The organism is Niveispirillum sp. FG148 (genome assembly GCF_057809655.1).
The window spans coordinates 119944-139388 of record NZ_JBMDKJ010000004.1 but is presented as its reverse complement, the minus strand read 5'-3'; the positions used below and the strand labels follow the sequence as shown (position 1 = coordinate 139388).

Genomic DNA, 19445 nt, shown 5'->3' with positions numbered 1-19445 from the left:
TGGATGGGTCACCGGCATTGCGGCAGGTCAATTCCGCAGGTGCGAAGAAAGCCTATGCCCTTCCTGTTAGTCCATCGAACAGCCCTTTGGGTGTGTCGGTGAACACACCAGCCACTCCCCATTGAAATAAACGTCGCGCCTGCTCGGTCTCGTTCACCGTATAGGCCAGGACGGGCCGGCCCGTGGCGCGGAAGGCGGCGATGCTGTCTGCCGTCTGGCGCCTGGCGTCGATATTGATGGTCGCAGCCCCCAGCCGGTCGGCGATGGCGGCCCAATCCGCCGGCTCCTCCTCCATCAGATAGCCGCGCGGCCAGTGCGGGGCGACGACCTTGGCCATGTCCAGCGACTCCACGGAAAAGCTGGAAACCAGCGGCGGCGGCCGGTCGGCCGGCCACAGGGTCAGGGCCATGGACAGGGCGATCCCCGCCGTCTGTTCATCCCGGCCGGGACAGGGCTTGATCTCCAGGTTCAGGCCGATCTCCAGGAACAGGGCCGCCTGGATTACCTCCGCCAGGGTCGGCACCTTTTCCCCGCGGAAATCGGGGCCGAACCAGGAGCCGGCATCCAGGCGGCGGATGTCGGCAAAATCCATATCTGCCACCAGGCCATGACCGTTGGTGGTCCGGTCGACATCATCGTCATGCAGGATGATGGGCACGCCGTCGCGCGTGATCTTCACATCCAGTTCCACCCAGCGCGCGCCCTGTAGGGCGGCGGTGCGCATGCCGGCCAGGGTGTTCTCCGGCGCGTGGCGGGCGGCACCGCGATGACCGATCAGACGGGGAATGGAAAGCGACATGGGGCACGGGTCCATAGGGGAAGCAGCGCCTTCAGCATATCGGAATTCGCCGGCAAAAGGGGGCTTGACTATCCGTAAGCAGAAACTTACCGTAAGTTATGACTTACATAGATCGCGCCCTCACCGCCCTGTCCGACCCCACGCGCCGCCGCATCTTTGAACGTCTGTCAGCGGGGCCGGCATCCGTGGGCCGCCTGTCGGATGGGCTGCCCGTCAGCCGCCCGGCCGTGTCGCAGCATCTGAAGGTGCTGAAGGAGGCGGGGTTGGTCAGCGACCATAGCGAGGGCACGCGCCGCATCTATCAGATCGATCCGGCCGGGCTGGGCGTGCTGCGCCAATGGCTGGACCGGTTCTGGGACGACGCCCTGACCGCCTTCCAGGCGGAGGTTGAACGGGATAACCAAGCGAAAGGTGAATGAGATGACCCAGCGGATCAGCCCCGCCCCCGTCCGCCGTGAAGTGGTGGTCGCCGCCGAACCGGCGCGGGCTTTTGCCATCTTCACGTCCCGCATGGGGGCTTGGTGGCCGAAAAGCCATTCCGTGGGCCAAAGCCCGCAGGCCGATGTCGTGGTCGAACCGAAATGCGGCGGCCGCTGGTATGAACGCGGGGCCGATGGCAGCGAATGCCCCTGGGGCCATGTCATCGACTGGAACCCACCAGGCCGGCTGCTGCTGGCCTGGCAGCTGGACGGGACCTGGACCTTCAACCCCGCCCTGGTGACGGAGGTGGAGGTGACCTTCACCCCCGACGCCGACGGCAAGACCCGGGTCCGCCTTGAACACCGCAACCTGGAACGGTTCGGGGAAGCGGCCGAGGCGACGCGCGGGGCGCTCGACTCCGATGGCGGCTGGAAGGGGATTCTCGATCTCTATGCAGCCGTAGTGGCGGGGTGAAGGTTGCCGGTCCGTGGGGGAAGATCAAACAGACAAACCCTACCCCTCCGCCTCACCCCCACCGCCGGCCGACCATTCCTTGATGCGGGCCAGGTGGGCATAGTCGGTATATTTGGGTGCCCAGGCCGGGCGTGGCTGGCTGTGATAGGGCATGTCTGGATCATCGAACTGATGGATAAGATCCAGCACCCCTTCCCGCGCCTCCACTGCCAGCGCAGCCGGCTCCTCCTTCAGGGTCTGGATGGTGCCGGCCGGGTCGCCGCCCGACAGGCGCCAATATTCCAGCCCGTCGACCTTGGCCGCCTTCACCCCCTCGAACCCGCCTTCGGCCGCGATCAGGGCTTCCAGCGGCAATTGCGGGGCCTTGCCCAGACGCACTTCCTTGCCCGTCGGCGGCGTGCCCGTCTTGTAATCGACCAGCATCACCCCGCCTGTCGGCGTGCGGTCGATGCGGTCGGCCTTGGCCGTCAGGATGAAGGGGCCGCCGGGGCCTTGCAGGGTGACGCGGCCCGTCACCTCTGTGGCCAGCGGCTTGATGGTGCGGCGGCGCTCCATCTCCTGCGTTACGAACCAGTCGGCCACCTTTTCAAAGCGCGGCCACCAGAAGGCAGCGACGCCCGGCTGGTCCAGCAGGTCGCCGAACACCCCACGCCCGATGGACAGCAATTCGGCCGCCGGATCGGGCGGCAGCGCGTCGGGGTAGCGTTGCACGAACAGGTCCAGCGCCTTGTGGATGATCTCCCCGCGTTCGGCCGCCCCGGGATCGGCATCGATCGGGTCCAGCGCCGACAGGTCCAGCACCTTGGCCGCATAGATGGCGTAGGGGTCGCGCATCCAGGTTTCGATCTGGGTGACCGACAGGCGGCGCGGGCGGGCCGACACGGGGGGCTTTGGCGCCGGGGCCGGGCAGGGGCGCACGCGGGCCGGCCGGTCCAGCGCCTGCCACAGGGCCCGCCAATAGGCGCTGCCCGCTTCGATCCGGCCGCGCAGGCCAGCCTTGTCCAGCACGGTATCCAGGCGCAGCAGCCAGCGTGAAGGCACCGTCGGTGTGCCTTCCACCCGTTCCGACCGGGTCAGGTACAGGGTCTTTGCCCCGCAGGCAGTGGCGAAATCATGGGCCGCCTGCCCGACCATGCGTTCGGGCGCCGGCAGGCCGAAATCCCGGCGCATGGGCCGGGACATCCAGGGATCGGGCGGCGGGGCCGGGGGCCAGGTCCCCTCATTCAAGCCTGCCAGCACCATCACGTCGAACTGCTGCAGGCGTGCTTCCATCAGGCCCAGCACATGCAGGCGCGGATGCAGGCCAAAGGCGGGGCGCACGGCGCGGCCGGCGATCAACACCTCCATCAGGCCCGCATAATCCTTGCCGCCCAGCGGCGGATAGCCGTCCGCCGCCTCCCGCAGCTCATCGATGAAGCCGGCCGCCGCCTCTCCATCCTTCTCCCGCCACAGCCGGTCCGACCCCGATTCGCCTTCCAGGACCGCCAGGGCCTCCGCCGCCCCCACATGCAGGCGCAGCCAGTCGGACAGGGGGCGTTCCTCGCCATCGGCCACGGCCCGGCACAACTCGCCCATGGCCGTGTCCACCCGGTCGACCAGGGCCAGCAGGTCGTCGCGGATGGCAGGGTTGGTGATGCGGCGGCGCTTTTCCGCGGCATCGGACGCATGGAAGCGGATGGTCTGGCGCAGCCCCTCCAGCCCCGCGGGCGGGCGCGGGCCGCGCAGCACGGCGGTTTCCAGCAGACGCGCCTGCCGTCGCATCTGCCCCGCCGGCCAGCCGCCGCCCGCCATGGGATGCTTCAGCAGCGACAGCAGCGGAATGGGGGCGCCCTGCACGGCCGTATCCATGATCAGGCGCAGATAGGACCCGACCGGCGTCTGGGCCAGGGGGCGGCCCGCGCTGTCATCCACCCGCACATCCCAGCGCCGCAGTTCGGTGGCCACGCGCCGGGCCAGATTGCGGTCGGGCGTGACCAGGGCCGCTGTCTGTCCCGGTGTTTCCAGCGCCTGGCGCAGGATCAGGGCGATGATGCCCGCCTCCTCCTGCGGGCTGGTGGCGTCGATGCGGGTGACGCCGTCCAGCACCGACGGGTCCAAGCCATCCAGGTCGCGCCAGGCCTCCGTCGTGCCGGCCGGGCGCAGCGCCTCTTTCATCAGGGCGATGCGGGCGGGGGGGCAGGACGGCGCGATGCCGGGCGCCAGCGGCCAGTCGACCACATCCGCCCGCGTCACGCCGATGCGGTCGATCAATTGCTTCAGGCCGAATTGCGGATGGGCATCATCCAGCGCCGCCCAGGTGGCATCGTCGCAATCCCGGTCCAGGCCGGGCAGGACAACGGACCCCGTGGGCAGGCGCGCGATGGTGGCCAGCAATTCGGCCGTGGCCGGGATGGATCCGGTGGAGCCGGCGGCGATGATGGGATGGGCCGGCGGGGCCGCCTTCAATGCCTCGGCATAGGCCAGCAGGCGGTTATTGCGTTCCTGCGCCGGGTCCACCGCCCCTTCGGCCGACAGGATGGTGGGCCATTGGTCGACGATGATGGACAAAAACGACAGGGTGACCTGCCAATGTTCGGCATAGTCGGCCGGGACCAGGCTGTGCAGCCGGTCGAACCCGACCATTTCCGTCTGCGTCTGGTCCAGCAGCTTGGCCAGTTCGCGGGCCAGCCGCGCCGCCTGCGCGCGGGTCTTGGCAAAACGGTCGCCGGCCGCGGCAATGGCACGGGCCAGCAGCAATTGCCGGCGCAACGGGCCGATGGCGGGGGGCAGATCCAGGCCGCCGGCCTTGCCCGTCACCCCGTCCATCATCAAGGAAATCTCATCCCCATCCACATCGCCCAGCGGCGCCATGCGCGGCAACAGGATGGGCCGCCCGCCCGACAGGCGCAAGAACGCCTCCCGCAGCGACCGCACGGCACGCGCCGTGGGCAACAGGACGGTAAAACGGTTCAGCGCCAGCGCATCCCCGCCCGCCTGCGCCCACAGCCCGGCCGCCAGCGCATCCACGAACGGGATGTCAGGAGCCAGGGTATAGACGCCGGGGGGAAGGGAGGCGGCGGTCATGGTCACGGCACGACTTCGCGTGTGGCGGGCGCGCGCAGATGGGCATCGACCAGGGGCACGGCGGCGGGCGTGCCGACATGATACCAGTTGCCTTCATGCCGGACGCCATAGAGCCGGCCCAGCGCCTCCGCCCGCTGCCACAGCAGCAGGTTGGAAAAGGCGCCGTCGGGCGTGTCGGCGAACTGGGCTGCCGTCATGATCGACAATCCGGCCATGACGAAAGGGGACACTTCCAGGTCGGGGCGCTGCGACAGGCGGCCATCCGGGTCCATCTGGTAGTCCCCGCGCCCGTCATAGCCGACGGCGCGCGGCGTCGGCGTGACCAGCAGCAGACTGTCCATGATGGCCGGATTCCAGGCATCGGCCAGCCGCTTCAGGGTCGGCGACGGCCCGTCCAGCCAGACGATATCGGCATTGACAACAAAGAACGGCTCGTCCCCCAGCAGGGGCAGGGCGTTCTTCACCCCACCGCCGGTTTCAAGCTGGGTATCTTCCCGTGACAAGGTGATTTTCAGCTTCGCGCGCGGGTTGGCGGCCAGATGCGCCTCGATCTTGTCGGCCAGCCAATGGGCATTGACCACAGCCTCTTCCACGCCGGCAGCTTCCAGCCGGTCCAGGGCGTGATCCAGCAGGGTGCGGCCGCCCACGCTGATCAGCGGCTTGGGCAGGTCCAAGGTCAGCGGACGCATGCGCAGACCCAGACCGGCCGCCAGCACCATCGCCCGCTTGGGCATGAAGGACATCGAACTTCTCTCCAATTTTACTCAACACCCCAGAATATGGGGCACGGCCCCGTCGCGGGGCAAATGCTGATCCGTGAAACTTTGTAACGGGGCCAGAAGCGGGTGGGCGATGGACGTGCGGAACTGTCCCCAGACGCGGGCCAGGAAGGCCAGTTGCTTCGCTTTGCCCCCGCCGGCCGCCAATTGGGCCACGCGGCCCAGGATGCGGGCATGGCGCATGGCGCCCATCACGGCATAACTGGCCAGGAACGCCTCACGCGACAGGCCGGGCCGCGCATCCAGATAGCGGTCGATCATGCCCGCCTGGATGGCGTCGGGCACATCGCGCCTGGCATCCTGCAGCAGGGACAGCAGGTCATAGCTGACGGGGCCGATACCGCCATCCTGCACATCCAGTAATCCGCAGGCCTTCACCCCTGGCCGATCAGGCAGCTTCATCAGGTTGCCGGGATGGTAATCGCGCAACAGCAGACTGTCCGGCACGATGCCCAGCACCTGCCCCAGCACCGCGACCCAAGCCTGGTCAAGCGCCCGCCGTCCGGCCGGGGTCAGGGGGCAGGCGGCTGCATCCAGATAGGCATCGCCGAACAGCGCCACCTGCCGCGTGAACAGCGACAGGTCGTAACGCTGCACATCCGGCGCGACGGCATTGTCGAACCGGTCATGCAGATGCGACAGCACGTCGGTGGCGACGGCATAAAGCGGTTCGGGATCGTGTCCGCCTTCCAGCAATGCAGCGAAACTGTCATCGCCGAAATCTTCCAGCAGCAGCAGCCCCTGCCCCGGGTTTTCGGCGAAGATGACGGGCGCCGACAGGTCCACGTCGCGCAGCAGACCGCAGAGGCGGAGGAAGGGCGGCACCTGTCCCGCCCCGTCGCCGGCCGCATCCATCAGGATGGCCTTCGCCCCGTCGGGCCGGGTCAACCGTTCATAGCGGCGGGTTGACCAGTCGGCGCCCATGGGATGGCGGGCGGCATCGGCCCAGCCAGCCTGGGCCAGGAATTCCCGGATCACATCCTCACGCATGGTTCAGAACCCCTCCAGCCGGGCCGCCCAGGCGCCATGGCCGGTCAGCACGGCACGGCGCGCGTCGGCCCCGGCCAGGGTCATTTCCACCTCCAGCCGGTCACGCGGCAGCAGCGGGCCCAGCCGTTCCGGCCATTCGACCAGGGCACAGGCCTCCCGTGCCTCCTCCCAGCCCAGTTCCACCACCTCGCCCGGATCGGTCAGCCGGTACAGGTCGAAATGCCAGACGGGCGGCGACAGATGCTCATAGGTCTGGACCAGGGTGAAGGTGGGGCTGGGCACCTCCTCCGCCGGGTCGCCGGCCAGATGGCGGATGATGGCGCGGGCCAGGGCGGTCTTGCCGGCGCCCAAGTCACCGCGCAGCGTGACCACGTCGCCGGCGCGCAACAGCGGCGCAAGGCGCCCGGCCAGCGCCACGGTCGCGGCCTCGTCGGGCAGGGTAAGGGCTGGCAAAGGCGATCTCCGTCAAAGCGACATGATCCGCTTCATGAAGCCATCGAAAAGCGGGACTGTGAAGGCCGTGTCACCATGTGAACGGCTGTAAAGCATACCCTTTGAGATCAAAGAATTTCGGGTTGGCGCCACTGTCGTGACCTTCTTCCCCAGTTTGTCGGCGATATCGCCCGACCGGTGGGGGCCAGGCCCCAACTCTGCCATAGCACGCAGGTATTTTTTCTCCGCCGGTGTAAGCCGGTCGAACCGTACCCGGAAAAAACTGGCATCCAACTCAGCCAAGGCAGCAGCCGTGGCCCTTCCCGCATCGTCCTGGGTGATGGGACTGGCTACAGCCATATCCCAACTGTGTTTTCCCCATTCCTGCAGGAAGTAGGGATAGCCATGGGTCTGGGAAAGAATTTCGTGGATGGCCTCGTTGGTGAAACGCACATTCTCCCGTTCCGCGGGCCGACAAAGCGCAGCCTGGGCTGCGTCAGCGTCCAGTTGATCCACAGGAACGAATTCGAACAGCCGCTCTGAATAGGATTTCGCGCGACCCGCCAAGCCCAGCAACTGCGGCAGACCGGCTGCGAACAGCATGACCGGCAGTTGGTTCTGGTTGGCGCGGTGAAGGGCAGCGATCAAGGCCCCCAACTGATCTTCCGGAATATACTGCAATTCATCGACCAGCAGGGCAACGGCCGTCTTGTTGGCTTTCGCGACTTCTCCGACCTCAGTGAACAGATCTGTCAAATCCGTTTCAAGATCACCGCTTCCGTCGAGGCCATCACCACCATCCAGACCAAACTCGATGTCCTCGTATTTGAACTTAAGGGCTCTGGCAAAGCCGGCCAGTCGCTTCATCAAGGTTCCGGCACCCGCCTTGATCGCCTCGGTCCGGCTCATTTTCACCAGTGCGGACCTCAGCGCCGGTAGCAGCATTGCCGGTAAAGACTTATCTTCCGGTGCCTCAATCAAGACCGTAACGATCTGGCGAGCCTCCGCATCCAACCGGACCTTATGCAAAAGGACGGTTTTGCCCACCCCGCGTAAACCATAGAAAATCATCCCTCGTGCCGACCGTCCGGCATGGATCCGATCCAGGGCAATCGCCGCGCGGTCGATGATGTCATCCCGGCCTGCCAGCTCAGGCGGTGGCGATCCGGCACCTGGTGCATAGGGATTGGTTCGCGGGTCCATTTATAGGAACCTTATGGCTGTTTATCTGATTTTGCTAAATCAGTCTAAGATCGCTATAACTCATTTCAAGCAAATTTACACCATCTTATCGAATTTCACTAAATCGGCATAAACTTACTCAAAATGAGGAAAGACGCCGATATGATGCGTGTATCCGTGCTTGCCATCGGCCCCGAAACGCGGCACCTACACCTGCCGTAAAGCTTTTGTGCATCCGGGAGCCTGCGCCCATGACCAATGTCACCACCTATTCCACCGATGTCGTCATCATCGGCGCCGGCCCTGTGGGCCTGTTCGCCGTGTTCGAATGCGGCATGCTGAAGCTGCGCACCCATGTGGTGGACGCACTCGACATGGTGGGTGGGCAATGCGCGGCGCTGTATCCGGAAAAGCCGATCTATGACATTCCCGCCCATCCCGCCATCGATGGGGCCGACCTGATCGACCGACTGGCCGAACAGGCCGCCCCCTTCAACCCGACCTATCATCTGGGCCAGCAGGTCACCACCCTGACCTGGACGGACGATGGCTGGCGCGTGGGCACGGACAAGGGCACCGTCATCAATGCCAAGGCCGTCATCATCGCCGCCGGCGTGGGCGCCTTCGGGCCCAACAAGCCGCCGCTGGACGGTCTGGAAGCCTATGAAGGCACGGGCATCTTCTATCTGGTGAAGCGGCGCCAGGATTTCGCCGGCAAGCGCATCGTCATCGCCGGCGGCGGCGACAGTGCCGTCGACTGGGCCAACAGCCTGGCGGAAGTGGCGGCCCAGGTCATGCTGGTCCATCGCCGTCCGAAATTCCGCGCTGCACCGGAAAGCGTCTCCCGCCTGGATGCCCTGGTGAAGGAGGGCAAGGTGGAGATGGTGGTTCCCTATCAGCTTTCCGGCCTGGAAGGGACGGATGGCAAGCTGACGGGCGTGCGCGTCGCCGACCTGGACGATAACGAGAAGGTGCTGGACGCCGATGTGCTGCTGCCCTTCTTCGGGCTGGCCATGAATCTGGGGCCCATCGCCGATTGGGGCCTGGACATGGAAAAGGGCCATATCCTGGTCGATCAGCGCACGCTGGCCACCAGCGCGCCCGGCATCTTCGCCATCGGCGACATCGCGCATTATCCGGGCAAGCTGAAGCTGATCCTGTGCGGGTTCAGCGAGGCGGCGACGGCCGCCCATGCCGTGCATGCCCTGGTCCATCCCGACCAGGTGCTGCATTTCGAATATTCGACCAGCAAGGGCGTGCCGGGCGCCTGAGCGCCCGACAACCATCCCATGCTTACATCACCGGCTGCCAATCGGCCGGGGCGGCCGGCTGCAGGGCGGGGGTGGCCGGACGGCGCACGGGTGCGTGCAGGCCGTGATGGATGGCCAGATCCAGCACCCAGTCCAGATACATCTCGATCATGCCCGACACATGGAAGGCCGGGCAGCCCGTGTAAAGCCGGTCATGTCCCGTGGTGAAGGGCTTGATGGGGCGCGGGTCCAGGCGCAGGCGCACCCCGTCCACCCCCTGTTCGATCATGAAGGCCGTCGCCTCCCCCGTCGTGGGATTGACGGCACTTTCCCCCTCCGGCTCCAGCTTGGAGGCGTGCAGGAAGGTGACGATCATGCCCAGGCTGCCCGAGGCCAGGGTCTTCAGTTCCTTGCGGCTGCGCCACATCGCGTCGCGCCAGTCGCCGGCCGGCAGGTCCAGCCCCAGATGCAGCGAGCCTTCCACCAGGCTGAAGCACATATGCAGGGCCGTGTTGCTGCCCGTCTTGGAGATGGAGACCATGTCATGGTCGGCACGGGCGTAGAGGGCTGATCCCTTGAAAAAACCCTTGGCAAAACGGGCCATGCGCGCAAAGGGGCAGGCGGGCAGCGGCCGGTCGGCCAGATCGGCCGCCCATTCGTCCAGCACCTGGTTCAGCAGCACACAGCATTGGGAGCGCAGCAGGTTCAGCTTCTGCTCCTGCCCCAGATAGGGGGGCAGCGGCGCAAAGGGGCCGGTCCGGGCATCGCGCGCCTGATCCATGCAGACCTGCAGCCGATGGCGCAGATCATGGAACAGGAAGGCCAGGAAGACATTGCCCTTCACCCGGTCATGATTGTCGGAGGTCAGGGGGCCGGCCTCCGCCAGCTGGGCATCGAACCCTTCGGCATTACCGCCACGACGCGTCAGCCAGTCCAACATGCCGGCGACACCGGCACGCGCCATGCCGACCTTGGCATGGGCCTGCCGGTAAAGCTGGGCAAAACTGCCGTCCGCCTCGCCCTGGTTGTCACCCTGCTGGATGAAACGAATATGCGCGCCGCCGTCCATGATGGTCCCCGTTCTGGTACGGCCCACAGCAAAGCAATCGCCGGGCCAGCACGGAGAAACAATTCATCTCAATGGGTTAGATATTTCGGCGACCCTTGCAGTCCGCAAGACATAGACGCAAGTCGCAAGGACCCGGCGCTTTTTGCCGGGTGGCATTTGCCGATGGTCTGTTGATCGCAACCGCCTGCGCCAACAAAAATCCCGGCCAGGGGGCCGGGATGATGTGTTTTGGGAAGGACGGGGGAGAAAGGTGGCCGTCACGCCCCTTCAGCCAGTTCCTGCAGCTTTTCGACATCATTCAGCCGGACCTTGCCGCCTTCCATCAGGGAGATGGCGCGGCTGGTCTTCAGCTGGGTGAAGGTGCGGCTAACAGTCTCCGTGGTCAGGCCCAGGTAATCGGCGATGTCCGACCGGCTCATCGGCACATGCACGGGGTTTTCCTTGTAACCACGGCGCTTGGCCCGTTCCGACAGCATCAGCAGGAACGACGCGATGCGTTCCTTGGCATTCTTGCGACCCAGCAGCAGCATTTGATCCTGTGCGGCCGCCAGTTCGGTCGACGCCATGGCGAACAGCCGGCGCTGCATCTTGGGATATTCGTCCAGCAGGTTTTCCAGCCGGCGGCGGGGGAACCGGCACAGGGTTACCTGCGTCACGGATTCGGCTGAATAGGCATAGGTGTCGTTGATCGACAGGCCCAGGAAATCACCCGGCAGCAGGAAACCCGTGATCTGGCGCCGGCCATCGGGCAGCAGCTTGTACAGCTTCATGGTGCCAGCGGTGACATTGAACAGCATATCGGCGCCATCGCCTTCGGCAAACAGCGTGTGCCCGGCTTCCACCTTCACCGACACCAGTATTTCCGCCAGCCGCTTCAGTTCATCTGAATCCAGGGCGGAACAAACGGACATGGTACGGACGGGACAGCCATTGCACGGCGACATATCAATCTTTGCCGCGACCGCGCTTTCGCGCGCGCATGCATGTTCCGCCACTGCCATATCAGGCCCCCCGCTTTAGCAACAACCGCGGCATTCAATCCGAAAGCAGCATGCGCCCAACATGAACGCTGCTGCAACAGACGAGAATGCGGGCAAATTGCCCCAGTCATGTCTGACAGCCAACTGAAGGATTCCATAATGGTTGGCTGATGAACACATATCCGAACGATTAGGCCGACCTGAGCAAAGCCGCGTTGATCCATATCAAAGCGCGACCCCATCCCGATCGGTTAACGCTGAGAGGCCGCCATCAAACCCCCGCTGGCGGCCAGGGCCACGAAGAAAAGAGATGACGCCGTGCATATCTCGCCGGAACGGGTGATCATGTCCGATCGTTTCACCGTAAAGCCATTAGACCTTCGTCGTGTCGACCAGGCCTGGCCTCTGGTGCAGACGGGGCGTGCCGCCAATGACCGCGAGTCCTGGCGCAGCTATGCCGCGGCCTTGCTGGCCATGGCGGATGGCGGCATCCGGACGGTGGAAGGCGAACATGGCTATATCCATGGCCTTTACGCCTTCCAGGCCTTGCCCAGCCCCAAGCATGGCAAGGTGTTGCAGGTCGACATGTTCCTGGCGCTGGACCTGATCGAGCCGGAGGCGGCGATCGACGTGCTGCTGGCCGACATGGACGTCATTGGCGCAAAGCTGGGATGCAAGGCCGTGCATCTGCACCTGCCGCAGCGCGAAGGCATCGGGGCGTCGGTGTCGGTCGCGCTGGCCCGCGCCCTGGACCACGGCCATTACCGCGAAGACCTGCGCCTGTGCCGGCCGCTGGACTGACCGGCAGCGGCATCGCTTGAGCCTGCGCGGCGGCGGCGGTATTTTCCGCGCCATGAACGACATTCCCGCCGCGACGGCCCCCGCCCCCACCATGACCGAACCGACCAGCCCGGCCGCCAAGCCGGCCGCCCTGCCCGTGATCCGCATCCAGGCGGGCCGGCACAAGCGGGCGCAGCATGGCCATCCCTGGGTCTATTCCAACGAAGTGGACATGGACAAGGCGGCCAAGGCGCTGCCGGCCGGCACCGTGGTGCGCGTCACCGATGCGGGCGGGACCACGATGGGCATCGCTGCCTTCAACCCCCACAGCCTGATCTGCGCCCGTTTCCTGACGCGCGACCCGGCGGAGGTGATCGACACGGCCTTTTTCGTGCGCCGCATCCGGCGTGCCCTGGAAATCCGTGAACGGCTGTATGACCGGCCCTTCTATCGCCTGATCCATGCCGAAAGCGACGGGTTGCCGGCCCTGATCATCGACCGTTATGGCGATACGATCGTGGTTCAGGCCAACAATGTGGCCATGGACCGCCGCATCCCCATGATCCTGGCGGCCTTGGAAGAAGTGCTGAACCCCGCCGCCATCGTGCTGCGCAATGACAGCACGGCCCGGTCCTATGAAGGGTTGCCGGAAGAGGTGAAGGTGGTGAAGGGCACTGTCCAGGGCCTGATCCCGCTGGAGGAGAATGGCGCCACTTTCTTCGCCGACCTGTCGGAAGGGCAGAAGACGGGCTGGTTCTTTGACCAGCGCGACAACCGTTCCTTCATCGCCGACCTGTGCAAGGGCCGCACGGTGGTGGATTTCTATACCTATGCCGGCGGCTTCGGCGTGCTGGCCGCCAAGCGTGGCGCGTCGCACGTAACGCTGGTCGATCGTTCTGCCCTGTCGCTGTCCATCGCCATGAAGGCGGCGGAAGCCAATGGCGTGGCCGACCGGGTAACGGCGGAAAAGGGCGATGCCTTCAACCTGATGGACCAGTGGGTGGCCGAAGGCCGCACGTTCGAGGTGGTGATCGCCGACCCGCCGGCCTTCGTGAAGTCGAAGAAGGATCTGGCCGTGGGCAGCCGCGCCTATCGCCGCATGACCAAGGCCGCGGCCCGTCTGGTGGCGCCGGGCGGCATGCTGCTGGTGGCGTCCTGCTCCCACAATATGGAACCGCCTTTGTTCCATACGGAAGTGGCCCGCGGGCTGGGCGAGGCCGGCCGCCAGGGCCGCATCCTGCGCTTTGCCGGTGCCGGCTGCGACCATCCGGTGCATCCGCTGCTGCCAGAGACGCAATATCTGAAGGCCATGGTCTTCGCGCTGGATTGATCAGGGTGCCGGGTCGGTGATCCGGCGCAGCGCGTCCAGGCCGACGGGCGCCTTGGGCTGATAGGCCAGGGCGAAGATGTGGTTGGAATAGCGCCGCCGCACACGCGCGATCTGCGCCTTTTCCCCCACCACACGCGACGCCAGGACCGGGTCGCGCGTGCCGCTGGCCGCCATGGACCGGTTCACCACCCAGGCAAACGGCCGAATGCCAGCCCGGTCCAGATCGTGCTGCAACGATGCGGCCTCGGACACGGGCGTGGCTTCGGGCAGGGCGACCAGGATGATCTTGGTATAGGCCGGGTCCTGAAGACGCATCAGCGGCGTGACCATGCGGCCGGCCATGCCCGTCATCTGGTGCGTCATCTGCCGGTGATAGGCGCCCGTGGCGTCCAGCAGCAGCAGCGTATGGCCCGTGGGCGCCGTATCGACGATGACGAAACTGTCCCGCGCCTCGGCCACGATGCGGGAGAAGGCGTGGAACACCGCCACCTCCTCTGTGCAGGGGGAGGCCAGATCCTCCCGCAGCAGGGCCTGGGCGTCGGCATCCAGGGTGCGGCCCCGGCTGGCCATGATCTTTTCGATATAGCGCCTGGTTTCCACCACCGGGTCGATGCGGTCCACGGTCAGGCCCGGCAGGGTGCCGTCGATGACGAAGGACAGGTGCGCCGCCGGGTCCGTCGTCGTCAGATGCACCCCATGGCCGCGCGCGGCCAGCCCCACGGCGATGGCGGCGGCGACCGTGGTCTTGCCCACCCCGCCCTTGCCCATGACCATGACCAGCCCCTTGCCCCCGGCGGCGATATCCTCCACCAGCCGGTCCAGGGAAGGCAGGTCGACGGGGGGCAGCGGGCCGGGATCGGCCGCGGGCGGCGGGGCGGTCCCCGACAGCAGCGCGCGCAGGGCCGGCAGCCCCACCATGTCGAAGGACAGCAACGGGAATTCGTCGCGCGGCAGGGCCGACAGGTTGCCCGGCAGGGCGGCCAGCGCCGCGTCCTGATCGGCTTCCAGCGCCCGCGCCACGCCATCGTCGGGATGGGTCGTGTGGAACCGGCCATTCACGGCCAGCATCTGGTTCGACAGGCCCAGCGCCCGCAATTCGTCGGCCGTGCGCCCGGCTTCCCGGATGGCGGCGGGGTCGGCGCGGGTGACCAGCACGATGGTGGTGCGCGCCGCATCGCCCAGGGCCAGCATGGCCCGGCGGAACCGTTCCTCCCGCATTTTCAGGCCCGAATGCGGCCCCAGGCATGAGGCGCCACGGTCATTGCCGGCCAGGAACCCCGTCCAGGCGCGCGGCAGGCTGAGCAGGCGCAGCGTGTGGCCCGTGGGGGCGGTATCGAACACGACATGGTCGAAACCCGCACCATCCCCTGTCAGCAGGCCGACAAATTCGTCAAAGGCGGCGATTTCCGTGGTGCAGGCGCCGGAAAGCTGTTCGCGCACCGTCGCCTTCTCCGCCTCGTCCGCGTCGGGGCCCAGTTGTGCGATGACGCGGGTGCGATACTGTTCGGCCGCCGCCTCCGGATCGATATTCAAGGCCGACAGGCCATCAATGCCGGGTACCGGCGTCGGCCGGTCCGTCAAGGTGACGCCCAGCATCTCGTCCAGGTTGGAGGCGGGATCGGTACTGACCAGCAATACCCGCTTGCCGGCATCAGCCAGCGCGATGGCGCAGGCGCAGCTGAGCGAGGTTTTGCCGACACCCCCCTTCCCCGTGAAGAACAGGAACGGGGTCGGCTGCGCCATCAGTTTGAACGTCGCCATGTCTCACCGGACCGGTTACGGGAACGTGGGTGACAGTATAGTCCCGATCGCGGGCCTTCCAGCATCCTCCTTTGCCGCACGGGCGGTTTTCTACCCCACGCGGAACCGCACGCCCTCCCCCACCCCGTCACCCGCCGGCACGGGCTCCACCCCCTGCCCTGCCAGGGTCTGCAGGATCAGCGTCACGCTGGACCGGTGCGGCTCGTGCCGGCCGCTTTCGAAATCACGCACGGTGCTGCGCGACAGGCCGGCGGCCAGGGCCAACTGTTCCTGGCTCCAGTCCAGCAGCCCGCGCGCCGCCCGGCACTGTGCAGGCGACAGGGGTGCTGGCGAAAATTGTGCGGCAGAAAGTTCAAGGGGCACCGGTTGTAATCCCGACAATTTCAACCATATTGCTTGATATTGGATAAAAAGGTTGAGAGGTCAAGGCCAACGCCGGCCATTGGCCCGGACGAAAGGCAGGCCCTGCATGCATGATACGCCCCTGATCACCATGATCGTCGCCGCGCTGGCGCTGGCCTTCGTTCTGGGGACGGTGGCGCATCGGCTGAAAATCTCGCCCCTGGTCGGGTATCTGCTGGCCGGTGTGATGATCGGGCCGGGGACGCCCGGTTATGTGGCCGACATGCAGCTGGCGCCGCAGCTGGCCGAAATCGGTGTCATCCTGCTGATGTTCGGGGTGGGTCTGCACTTCTCGATCAAGGACCTGCTGTCAGTAAAGGCCATCGCCATCCCCGGTGCGCTGGGCCAGATCGGTCTTGCCACCCTGATGGGCATGGGCCTGTCCTGGGCGCTGGGCTGGAGCCTGGGGGCGGGTCTTGTGTTCGGTCTGGCCCTGTCGGTCGCCTCCACCGTCGTGCTGCTGCGCGCGCTGCAGGAACGCCGGCTGGTGGAAGCCAAGCGCGGACGCATCGCCATCGGCTGGCTGGTGGTGGAGGATCTGGCCATGGTCCTGGCCCTGGTGCTGCTGCCGGCATTGGCCGGGCTGCTGGGCGACAAGGCCGGGGCCGAGGAGGCGGCGGCGTCTCAGGCCCTGTCGGGTAGCGATCTGATCACCGTCATCGCCATCACCCTGGGCAAGGTCGCGGCCTTTGTCGCGCTGATGCTGGTGGTGGGCCGGCGCGTCATTCCCTGGCTGCTGCATGAGGTGGCGCATAGCGGTTCGCGTGAGCTGTTCCGGCTGGCGGTGCTGGCCATCGCCCTGGGCGTGGCCTACGGGGCGGCGACTTTGTTCGGTGTGTCCTTCGCGCTGGGCGCCTTCTTTGCCGGCATGGTGCTGTCGGGGTCCCCGCTCAGCCATCGCGCGGCGGAGGAATCCCTGCCGCTGCGCGACGCCTTCGCCGTGCTGTTCTTCGTGTCGGTCGGCATGATGTTCGATCCGGCCATCCTGATCGAACGCCCCCTGCCCGTGCTGGCCACCCTGGCCATCATCGTGCTGGGCAAGTCGGTGGCCGCCTATCTGATCGTGCTGGCCTTCGGGCATCCGCGCTCCACGGCGCTGACCATCGCCGCCAGCCTGGCCCAGATCGGCGAATTCTCCTTCATCCTGGCCGCCCTTGGCCTGTCGCTGGGTCTGCTGCCGCAGGAAGGGCATGATCTGGTGCTGGTCGGCGCCATCCTGTCGATCCTGCTGAACCCCATCATGTTCACCCTGATCGACAAGTTCGGGCACAAGCTGGACGCCCCGCCTGACACCGGCACCGCCAGCATGCCGGAACCGACGCGGGAGCCCCTGGTCCCCACCGGCCTGACCGGCCATGCCATCGTCATCGGCCATGGCCGCGTCGGCAGCCTGATCACGGCGCGGCTGAAGGCGGACGGGATCCCCTTCCTGGTGGTGGAGGACAGCCAGAAGCGCATCGACACCCTGCGCGAACAAGGTGTGGAGGTGTTGCAGGGCAATGCCGTGGTGCCGGAGATGCTGGGCGCCATGAACCTGGCCGGGGCGCGGCTGATGTTCGTCGCCATCCCCGGCTCGTTCGAGGCGGGGCAGATCATCCGCCAGACGCGCATAGCCAATCCCAGCCTGCGCATCATCGCGCGGGCCCATGCCGACGAGGAAGTGACCTATCTGACCCAGAATGGGGCCAGCATCGTGGTCATGGGCGAACGCGAAACGGCCCGCGGCATGATCGCCGAGGGGCTGGACCAGCCGCCAGCCGCCACCGCACCGCCCGAACCGGCGGCCGCGGCGGGATCGGCGGCTTAGAACCCCGCCGCCGACGCCGGTGCGAAGGACGGGGTCGCCACCGGCACCCGGCGGGGCACGGGCACGCCGTCTTTCCACAGGGCCAGATGCCGGGCGGCATCGGCCGCCGCTTCGATATCGGCCACGGGGTCATCCGGCACCAGCAGCAGGTCGGCCGCCGCCCCCTTGGCGATGCGACCCCGATCGGGCAGGTCCAGCAGGTCGGCCGCGACGCTGGTGCCAGCCTTCAAGGCGGCCAGCGGGTCCATGCCCAGCGCCACCATGTGCCGCAGTTCCTGCGCATTCTCCCCATGCCGGTTGCCGGGCGTGCCGGCATCGGTGCCCAGCGCCACCACGCCGCCGGCCGCCACGAAGCGGCGGAAACTGTCAAAATGCATGGTGCCGAACTTCTCCGCCTTGGCACGCACGAAGGGTGGCAGCCGGTCCTTCATCTCCAGCAGCGCCATCATGGCGGCCAGCGTCGGCACCAGCCGCACGCCCTTGTCGATCATGATGGCGATCTGCGCATCGGTCAGTTCAAAGCCATGTTCGATACTGTCCACCCCGGCCGCAACGGCACGGGCGATGCCGCGCGCACCCTGCGCATGGGCCGTGACCTTCAGCCCGAAATCATGGGCCATGCCCACGGCGGCTTCCATCTCCGCCTCTGCCGGGTGCGGGGCCAGCGGGTCGACGCCGCCTGTCAGCACCCCGCCTGTGGCGATCATCTTGATGCAGTCGGCCCCATGCTTGACGTTGGTGCGCACGGCACGCAACCAGTCATTGGGCCCGTCGCATTCAATGCCGATCCAGGCGCCGTGCCCGCCCGTAATGGTCAGCACCTTGCCGGCACAACGCAGGGTCGGCCCCTGGTGCCGGCCGGCCTTGATGGCATCGCGCACAGACATCTCCAGCCATTCCACCCCACCCAGGTCGCGGATGGACGTCACCCCGCCCGCCAGCGTGGCCTGGGCGTTTTCCAGAAGGCGCAGAGTCAGGTCGCCGACAGGCCGCTGCCGCAGCGTCGACACCACGTCGCCTGTCGCTTCCAGCGCCAGATGCACATGGGCATCGACCAGCCCCGGCATCAGCGTGGCGCCGCTGGTATCGTGGCGCGGACCGGCATAGCCGGCAAGTTCCTCCACCGGGGCCACGGCGGCGATACGCCCGTCACTGACCAGCACACCCAGACCGGGGCGCGGCGCCGACAGCCCGTCGAAAACCAGGCCGCCGGAGAGAAGCAGTTGATCGGACATGGGAAATCCTTCGCCATCAGGGATCGACGCCGCGCACCATAGCGGCTTTCGGCCCTGAAATCACGCTGGCGGCAGGATCAGCGCGGTCACGCGGTCGCCGGGCGATACTGCCAGTTGCAGCAGGTAGCGCCCCGGCGTCAGCGGAAATTCGACGATCTTGCGGATGCCGGTGCAGGCCGGGCCATGGCCATGGCCGGTCGACGCCACGGAAACACCATCCTTCACCACATCCACCCAGGCCGCCCTGCCCAGCGCCACCCGCCAGATGCCGGCATGGGCGACGTCAAAGACAAACAAGCCTGCAAAGCCGCCAGGTGTGCCGGCCTTGCCAGGGGGTGCCACGAAACGCACCTGCTCCTGGGGTCGCAAGGCCAGTTCAGCGACCCGCCCCGGCGTCAGACCCGGCGCGCTGTCCAGGGTGCCGCCCGCGGCCACGCCCCCCTGGCTGTTGCCCGCCCAGGGCGACAGGTCGGCCGGCGGCGGGACCACCTGCCCCCCGCATTCATCAGGCTTTTCCACCGCGACACCGGAAACGGGGGTCAGCAGCACCAGGAAAAGACCGGCAGCCAGGGCGATCCGCATGCGCGCCATCCTTCAGATCGAAATATCCAATCAGATATAACGATACAGATACAATGAAGGATGTCGGATGATCCACGGGGAAATGCGCCGCTGATCCCGCACCACTGGTG

The 19445-nt window shown here is 66.6% G+C and carries 18 protein-coding genes; 6 read left to right on the top strand and 12 right to left on the bottom strand.

Annotation, left to right across the window (positions count from 1 at the left end):
* Positions 1-52: 52 nt before the first annotated feature.
* The gene (gene ugpQ / locus ACODTW_RS05955) at positions 53-799 is read right to left on the bottom strand and encodes a glycerophosphodiester phosphodiesterase (RefSeq protein ID WP_488945040.1); all 747 of its coding nucleotides are present in this window, start codon (positions 797-799) and stop codon (positions 53-55) included.
* A 98-nt stretch (positions 800-897) separates the two neighbouring features.
* Between ugpQ and ACODTW_RS05950 the strand changes: the two genes are divergently transcribed.
* Both ACODTW_RS05950 and ACODTW_RS05945 read left to right on the top strand, forming a co-directional pair.
* The gene (locus ACODTW_RS05950) at positions 898-1218 is read left to right on the top strand and encodes an ArsR/SmtB family transcription factor (protein ID WP_488945039.1); all 321 of its coding nucleotides are present in this window, start codon (positions 898-900) and stop codon (positions 1216-1218) included.
* 1 nt (position 1219) lies between these two features.
* Entirely contained in the window at positions 1220-1693 is a 474-nt protein-coding gene (locus tag ACODTW_RS05945) for an SRPBCC family protein (protein ID WP_488945038.1), read from the top strand.
* 39 nt (positions 1694-1732) lie between these two features.
* Here ACODTW_RS05945 and addB read toward each other — a convergent pair whose 3' ends face one another.
* The 5 genes from addB to ACODTW_RS05920 are packed head-to-tail and all read right to left on the bottom strand — an operon-like array spanning position 1733 to position 8160.
* Positions 1733-4756 carry a double-strand break repair protein AddB gene (addB, locus tag ACODTW_RS05940; RefSeq protein WP_488945238.1) on the bottom strand — a complete coding sequence of 1008 codons (3024 nt, stop codon included), beginning with the start codon at positions 4754-4756 and terminating at the stop codon, positions 1733-1735.
* Positions 4757-4758: 2 nt separating this feature from the next.
* Complete coding sequence (locus tag ACODTW_RS05935; protein ID WP_488945037.1) at positions 4759-5499, bottom strand: nucleotidyltransferase family protein; 741 nt, start codon at positions 5497-5499, stop codon at positions 4759-4761.
* A 21-nt stretch (positions 5500-5520) separates the two neighbouring features.
* Positions 5521-6525 (bottom strand): aminoglycoside phosphotransferase family protein, encoded by a 1005-nt coding sequence (locus ACODTW_RS05930; RefSeq protein ID WP_488945036.1) that lies wholly within the window; start codon positions 6523-6525, stop codon positions 5521-5523.
* Positions 6526-6528: 3 nt separating this feature from the next.
* Positions 6529-6978 (bottom strand): tRNA (adenosine(37)-N6)-threonylcarbamoyltransferase complex ATPase subunit type 1 TsaE, encoded by a 450-nt coding sequence (tsaE, locus tag ACODTW_RS05925; protein WP_488945035.1) that lies wholly within the window; start codon positions 6976-6978, stop codon positions 6529-6531.
* 12 nt (positions 6979-6990) lie between these two features.
* Positions 6991-8160, bottom strand: coding sequence for an ATP-binding protein (locus ACODTW_RS05920; RefSeq protein ID WP_488945034.1), 1170 nt, complete (start codon positions 8158-8160; stop codon positions 6991-6993).
* Between the two features lie 230 nt (positions 8161-8390).
* Here ACODTW_RS05920 and ACODTW_RS05915 point away from each other — a divergent pair, with 230 nt between their 5' ends.
* The gene (locus tag ACODTW_RS05915; RefSeq protein ID WP_488945033.1) at positions 8391-9410 is read left to right on the top strand and encodes an NAD(P)/FAD-dependent oxidoreductase; all 1020 of its coding nucleotides are present in this window, start codon (positions 8391-8393) and stop codon (positions 9408-9410) included.
* Positions 9411-9432: 22 nt separating this feature from the next.
* On the opposite strand, the gene ACODTW_RS05910 is transcribed toward ACODTW_RS05915, so the two are convergent.
* Positions 9433-10458 (bottom strand): hypothetical protein, encoded by a 1026-nt coding sequence (locus tag ACODTW_RS05910; RefSeq protein WP_488945032.1) that lies wholly within the window; start codon positions 10456-10458, stop codon positions 9433-9435.
* A gap of 257 nt (positions 10459-10715) precedes the next feature.
* Entirely contained in the window at positions 10716-11369 is a 654-nt protein-coding gene (locus ACODTW_RS05905; protein WP_488945031.1) for a Crp/Fnr family transcriptional regulator, read from the bottom strand.
* Positions 11370-11783: 414 nt separating this feature from the next.
* Between ACODTW_RS05905 and ACODTW_RS05900 the strand changes: the two genes are divergently transcribed.
* Together ACODTW_RS05900 and ACODTW_RS05895 are read left to right on the top strand one after the other, a co-directional pair.
* Positions 11784-12239 carry a hypothetical protein gene (locus ACODTW_RS05900; protein ID WP_488945030.1) on the top strand — a complete coding sequence of 152 codons (456 nt, stop codon included), beginning with the start codon at positions 11784-11786 and terminating at the stop codon, positions 12237-12239.
* 91 nt (positions 12240-12330) lie between these two features.
* Complete coding sequence (locus tag ACODTW_RS05895) at positions 12331-13548, top strand: class I SAM-dependent rRNA methyltransferase (protein WP_488945237.1); 1218 nt, start codon at positions 12331-12333, stop codon at positions 13546-13548.
* On the opposite strand, the gene arsA is transcribed toward ACODTW_RS05895, so the two are convergent.
* On the bottom strand, positions 13549-15309 hold the full coding sequence (gene arsA, locus ACODTW_RS05890) for an arsenical pump-driving ATPase (protein WP_488945029.1): 1761 nt from the start codon (positions 15307-15309) through the stop codon (positions 13549-13551).
* Positions 15310-15399: 90 nt separating this feature from the next.
* Complete coding sequence (locus ACODTW_RS05885; RefSeq protein ID WP_488945028.1) at positions 15400-15672, bottom strand: helix-turn-helix domain-containing protein; 273 nt, start codon at positions 15670-15672, stop codon at positions 15400-15402.
* A 106-nt stretch (positions 15673-15778) separates the two neighbouring features.
* Here ACODTW_RS05885 and ybaL point away from each other — a divergent pair, with 106 nt between their 5' ends.
* The gene (ybaL, locus tag ACODTW_RS05880; protein ID WP_488945027.1) at positions 15779-17518 is read left to right on the top strand and encodes a YbaL family putative K(+) efflux transporter; all 1740 of its coding nucleotides are present in this window, start codon (positions 15779-15781) and stop codon (positions 17516-17518) included.
* Here the strand turns inward: ybaL and ACODTW_RS05875 are convergent.
* Both ACODTW_RS05875 and ACODTW_RS05870 read right to left on the bottom strand, forming a co-directional pair.
* On the bottom strand, positions 17515-18753 hold the full coding sequence (locus ACODTW_RS05875) for a metal-dependent hydrolase family protein (protein ID WP_488945026.1): 1239 nt from the start codon (positions 18751-18753) through the stop codon (positions 17515-17517). The genes ybaL and ACODTW_RS05875 overlap by 4 nt on opposite strands.
* Positions 18754-18813: 60 nt before the next feature.
* A complete protein-coding gene (locus ACODTW_RS05870) occupies positions 18814-19335 on the bottom strand; it encodes a hypothetical protein (RefSeq protein WP_488945025.1) in 522 nt (173 codons plus the stop codon).
* Positions 19336-19445 lie beyond the last annotated feature (110 nt).